Below are 4,512 nucleotides of genomic sequence, written 5' to 3' on the forward strand. Positions count from 1 at the left end.
TGCCAAAACCAAAATCACACCGAAAAAAAAGGCTATCGTATAACTTCAAACTTCGATCCCAAGCTGAGCAAGCACCCCCTTCCGCAGCTCAACGAGCGCGATATCATCCCGATGCCGAGGATAAGGCGCCTCATTCCGCACTTCGCTAATAATCCGCGCCGGCCGCCCACTAAAAACGACAACGCGCGTGGCCATCACAAGCGCCTCCTCGACATCGTGCGTAACGAAAAGCACAGAAAACCGTGCCCGCTGCCAAAGCGCGACAAGTTCGCCCTGCATCCGCATCCGAGTGAGCGAATCGAGCTTCCCAAAAGGCTCATCGAGCGCGAGCAGCGCCGGATCATTAACGAGCCCACGCGCGAGCGCCACACGTTGCGCCATGCCACCAGAAAGCTGATGCGGCCAGGCGTGCGCAAACTCAGTAAGCCCGACACGCTCAAGCGCAGCATCGATACGCGCCTCAACCTCAACAGCGCCTTTGCCGCGCCGCGCACCTTGCGCCTGAGGCCCAAGCGCCACGTTCTCGCGCACTGTGCGCCACGGAAACAGCGTCGGGTCCTGAAACACGAGCACCCGCGACGGATCGGGCGCACCGATCACATGACCATCCGCCTCGACACTGCCTTTGCCCGGCGGCTCCAGCCCGGCAACAAGCCGCAGCAGCGTTGATTTCCCACAGCCGCTAGGCCCCAGCAGCGCGACAAACTCGCCGGGCTGCACGGTCAGCGTCACATCGTCGAGCACGGGCAGCGTTTCGCCGCGCAGCGCAAAGCCGTGGCTAACATGACGAATGTCGATACGCGCCCCCGTGCGCGGCGCGCCGCCTTCAGATGCGTCTTCCAGCACGTCATTCGGATTCACAGCAGCGATCACCATTTGAGTAGCCCTTTTTGCCAGCCAAGCAGGCGGTCACGCACGCGAAACAACAGCGTAATCAGCCCCGAACACATCAGCGCCATCACCAGCAATCCCGCATACATGTTGGAATAAGCGGCCCAACCCTGGGCCCATTGGAGATACCAGCCAAGGCCTGCCTTCACGCCCATCATCTCCGCGACAATCAGCACGGAAAACGATGCGCCCAGTCCCATGAACAGCCCCACAAATACCGAAGGCAGCGCCGCAGGAATCGCCACACGCAAGATCAGGAAGCTCGGGCGCGCGCCAAGCGTGCGGGCCACGTCGTAGAACGCCGGGTTGACGCCGGCGACGCCCGACCAGGTCAGTACCGCAACCGGAAACGCCGACGCCAGGGCAATCAGAAATACGCTCGCGCTAAAGCTCGACGGAAAGAAAAAGAACGCCAGCGGCAACCAGGCCGTTGCGGGCAGCGGACCGATCAGCCGCAACAACGGATGCAACCAGTAGCCAACCGCACGCGACCAGCCGATGCTCACGCCCACGACAAAGCCGGTGGCCGCGCCAATCGCATAGCCAAAGGCCAGCAGACCGAACGAATGCGTGACGCTGGAAGCCAGGCGCGCGTAGTCGTCGAAGAAGACCGCAATCAGCGCTTCGGGTGGCGCGAAGAACGGGCGCGGCAGCCATTCGAGCTTCGCCGTGGCGATCTCCCATCCACTCACCGCCAGCGCAAGCGCCAACAACCACGGCCCCGCCGCGAGCCAGCCGCGTTGCGTCGCGGTCGGGCTGATCTCTTGCGCAGTGGTGTGACGCCGTGTACGAGCGATCAGCGCGATCGTCAACGACAAGGCGGCGAGCAAGAGTTCAAGCGCGAAAAGGGCGTCGGCATGCGGCCAATCGTCGAGGCTTGGCCACGCGCGCGTGACCGCCGCGGCGCCGAGCCAGGCGAGCGCAGCCAGCGCGCTCACGAGACCGCGTGTGCCATCGACGCTGCGTGTCACTCGCCGCGCGCCCTGTGGTAGCGCCCGGGTAGGCGCTTGTGCTTGCGTTGCCATGATAGGGATTCCGAATAATTCGTCAGACCGTGCCGATACGCGTATCGGCCAGCGCCGCCACGTCGAGTGCCCGCGGCAGGATGCCGTCGCGCACGGCGACGTCGGCGACTTTTTGCAGCGTAGCGATATCGGCCGCCGTGACGAAGTGCTGCTTGAGCGACGCTCGCTGCGTGATAGCGAGCGCTGTGTCGGTCGGCGTGCGTGTGAGCGTGCCGTAGACCTCGGCATAGGCCTGCGGATGAGCGAGCGCCCAGTCGCCCGCGCGCTGCAGGCGCTGCAGCACATCGGCGATAGCGGCGCGCTTGAGCGGATTGGCGTGAGCCGCGCCCGAGGCCGTGATGAAGCCCAGCCCGCTATTGATACCCGTGCCGTCGCGCAACACGCGCGCGCCGCGCGAGATTGCGATGCCGTAATAGGGATCGAAAGTGGCCCATGCCTCGATGGAGCCCGACATGAATGCGGCGAATGCGTCTACCGGCAGGATGTAGCGGATCTGGATGTCGGCTCGCGCAATACCCGCTTCGGCGAGCGCGCCGTCGAGCTGATATTCCGCGATGCTGCCGCGCGCGGAGGACACGAACACGGTTCGCCCCTTGAGTTGCGCGACGCTGTGCAACCCGGAGCGCTGTGGCACGAGTAGGCCAAGCTGCGTGGGCGAGCCAACCCGCGTGGCGACGATGCGCAACGACGGATCGCCCGTAGCTGCCGCAAGCACCGGTAGATCGCCTGCGGGGGCGATATCCACGGCATTGGCGCGCTGGGCCTCGAATAACGGCGCGGCGCCCTGAAAATTGGCCCACCGGTAGGTGTACGGTGCGCCCTCCAGCACGCGCGAGGCCTCGGCCAGCGCGCGCAGGCCTCCGGCCTGATCGCCGAGTACGAGCGTGACGCCGGAAAGATCAGGCGCGCCAGCGCCATGCGCCGCGCCAGCCAGCACCGCCGCCGGCGCGGCGGCCAGTGCGCCGAGCAGTTGCCGGCGCAGACGAAACGATGTGGAAACGGAACCTGCCATAGATCCTCGCTAGCTGTATCGATACAAAGCCTAGCGGCGAACCCCGGCACTGTGAATCATTCTATTTTTATATGTTTATCTCGCAGGATCATTTATGGATTGCATGTTGAGAACGATCGCGAACGCCTGACCACCGGTAAATTAGTACGGATGCCTATATATATGCAGCGTCAAATGAACGTCGACAATCGTCGCCGGTCACTAGCCGATCAGGCTTGCCGGTCGGTCGCGCACGCTTTCCAGTCGGTCCAGGCGCATGAGGAGTTCCTTGGCCTGCTTTTCGATGTGGAAAGGCAATCGTGGCAGCACGAGGATGGCCCGCACCCTCGCACGCCAATAGCCCAGACTGACTATGGCTCCGGCCTCGGTCTGGCGGACGAAGTCGGCCGAGCGCTCCAGATAGCCGAGTACGTTCCGGATATGCACCAGATCCCGCTCAGCAAATTCAAAGCTCACGATGGATTCCCCGTTGTCGATATCGGATTGACTTGTTTGTTCTTGATGCCGTCGGGACGCGTTGTCTCGTCGACCTGCGCATTCATCGACGTGACCGTTGCCACTGCAACCATTCGTGGTGGTCGAGATTGCGCAGCAGATCGGCCCGCCGACGCTCGCGGCGATAGTGCGCGGCAACACCCAATGTAGCGACGACGAGCACGAAGGTGCCCACACTCATACCTAGCCATGACGAGTCCACATCCGCCTCCTCGGTGAGATCCGGATCGCCGCCCCGCTCTCATTCGCGGGCGGCGGTCAACGCGACAATCAACAGGCGCGCGCGATCGCTCGCAAAACGGCGTCGCCGCGTGGCGTCACCCGTAGCAGCGGCAGGCCGGACTCCGGCGGCTCGATCACGATCAACTGCATTTCGCGAAGTGCCCCGAGTTCCAGGCGGTCTGGCTCGATCCGCCCAGGCGCGTCCTTGAGCAGCAATAAGGTGGAGAGTTCGTGGTGGCTCAGCATGACATCTCCCTCGCGACGAAAGTCTGCGAATGGACCCGTAAGCGGGATAAGCGCTTGCAAACCGCAGGCACGCGTGCCTGCGTGCGGCGGGGCGGATTCGGGCGTCGTCTAGCGCAAGGGCTGACGACACGAGAGGGAGGGACTTCGCCGTAATCGGCATGCCAATGCGACGGCGGAAACCGAACGTGCGGATGCTCCGGTTACGTGCAGTGTGGCAGGTTGAATTTGATCAGGATGACTCATGAAAATCTCCAAAGGCGTCACTAGCATGCCGGGCCGCTGCCACTGCGGCTGTTGACCGGTCGTCTTTCGTTCCGCGCAGGTGTCCTGCCGAAACCGCTATTGCCGATCTAGAGACTTCATTCTAACTTTGTTAAATATTGTTTTTTATGACCCACTATCCAGGATTTCCCCCAATACACGAGCGGCCAGAAGGGACGGCCGCCTCGCGCTCGCATCGAGACTATTTGTCTGATTTATCGGGATTTTTCGGCAGATGGGTGTCATGCTTCTGTCACTGACACCGCTGCGAAGCCGCCCGTTCGGCTCCCATTACCGGGCGATTCCGCCAGCGTGCTCACCATCCGCCTGGACTCAATCCTTGTTTCCCGCGTTCTCAGA

General features: G+C 62.9%; 6 protein-coding genes. All 6 read right to left on the bottom strand.

Features of this window, described 5'->3' with window-relative positions; translation table 11 throughout:
* Window positions 1-45: 45 nt before the first annotated feature.
* Window positions 46-876, bottom strand: a complete 831-nt coding sequence (locus U5782_RS41015) for an ABC transporter ATP-binding protein (RefSeq protein WP_322049584.1) — start codon at window positions 874-876, stop codon at window positions 46-48.
* Window positions 870-1,916, bottom strand: coding sequence for an ABC transporter permease (locus U5782_RS41020; RefSeq protein ID WP_322049585.1), 1,047 nt, complete (start codon window positions 1,914-1,916; stop codon window positions 870-872). The genes U5782_RS41015 and U5782_RS41020 overlap by 7 nt, the downstream gene beginning before the upstream one ends.
* Before the next feature lie 22 nt (window positions 1,917-1,938).
* Window positions 1,939-2,928, bottom strand: coding sequence for an ABC transporter substrate-binding protein (locus tag U5782_RS41025; protein WP_322049586.1), 990 nt, complete (start codon window positions 2,926-2,928; stop codon window positions 1,939-1,941).
* A 201-nt stretch (window positions 2,929-3,129) separates the two neighbouring features.
* Window positions 3,130-3,384 (bottom strand): hypothetical protein, encoded by a 255-nt coding sequence (locus tag U5782_RS41030; protein WP_322049587.1) that lies wholly within the window; start codon window positions 3,382-3,384, stop codon window positions 3,130-3,132.
* A gap of 82 nt (window positions 3,385-3,466) precedes the next feature.
* Entirely contained in the window at window positions 3,467-3,625 is a 159-nt protein-coding gene (locus U5782_RS41035; RefSeq protein ID WP_322049588.1) for a hypothetical protein, read from the bottom strand.
* A 68-nt stretch (window positions 3,626-3,693) separates the two neighbouring features.
* Window positions 3,694-3,891, bottom strand: a complete 198-nt coding sequence (locus tag U5782_RS41040) for a hypothetical protein (protein ID WP_322049589.1) — start codon at window positions 3,889-3,891, stop codon at window positions 3,694-3,696.
* Window positions 3,892-4,512 lie beyond the last annotated feature (621 nt).

It is taken from the genome of Paraburkholderia sp. J67, assembly GCF_905220265.1.
Lineage (GTDB): Bacteria > Pseudomonadota > Gammaproteobacteria > Burkholderiales > Burkholderiaceae > Paraburkholderia.